Annotated in this window: 2 protein-coding genes; both read left to right on the plus strand. The window is 64.3% G+C overall.

Annotation, left to right across the window (positions count from 1 at the left end):
• A partial coding sequence (locus tag EOA75_RS33340; protein WP_206517136.1) for a hypothetical protein occupies positions 1 to 268 on the plus strand: 268 nt, incomplete at its 5' end.
• Between the two features lie 41 nt (positions 269 to 309).
• A partial coding sequence (locus EOA75_RS33345; protein WP_127326171.1) for a hypothetical protein occupies positions 310 to 889 on the plus strand: 580 nt, incomplete at its 3' end.

Consider the following 889-nt stretch of genomic DNA (forward strand, 5'->3'; position numbering starts at 1 on the left):
GGGGAGGGCTGCGGAAGCGTGGCCCGCCTTTTTCCTCAACAGCGAAGGAGTGCCAGACAGGGTCGACAAGTCCGACAAGAACGAAGCACCCGCCGAGCCCGTCGCAGTCGATCCCCAGGCCGGCATCTTCCCGAAATTCCGCCAGCTTTGGAACGGCGGCGAACATCGCAACGCGGTCAACCTGGCCAAGGCTGAAAACCTGTCGGAAGCCGAGTGGGCAGCGCTGCTCGCCGAGTTTCCCGGCATCGTCGATGTGATCAACCAGTAGGGCGCCGCTGGCGCCCACAACGTTTTCAGGAGCCGAAACCTATGAGCGAAGCGCAGCCCCTTATCCGCGTGATCGGGTTCAAGACGAGCTACGAGAAACTGCCGGTCAAGGGCGACCCGGTGACCGAGAAGTGCGACACCAAGGGCTACAAGCTCGACGCCAGCAATCGGCGCATCCTTGAGCTTCAGCCGGAAGATTGGGTGACGTACTCGCCATCGCATTCGCCGCTCAACACGCGCACTACGGAACGCGTACGCCATCTGCTGCCCGATCCGTCGCTGATGGGCGAGGATCAGGACGGCGAGAAGCTGCGCTTCATGACCGCTCGCTGGAGCCAGATCGAGCCGGCTTACGGGGCCTTCAAGGCAGGCCGTGAAATCCCGCTCAACGGCACGGCGCTTGCGGCCTGGTCGGGCGTCACACCGGAGCAGGCGGATGTGCTGCGTACCGCCGGCATCCGCACGGTGGAGGAAGTCCGCGATCTGCCCGACGGTCAGCTTGACCGCGTGCGGCTGCCGAACATGCGGGATCTGCGCAAGCAGGCCGGCTTGTTCCTCGCCAATTCGGATGCTGCCAAGGCCGCTGAGCGTGAGGCCGCAAAGGATGCGCAGATTGCCGAGC

Source organism: Mesorhizobium sp. M1A.F.Ca.IN.022.07.1.1, from assembly GCF_003997575.1.
Classification (GTDB): Bacteria; Pseudomonadota; Alphaproteobacteria; order Rhizobiales; family Rhizobiaceae; genus Mesorhizobium.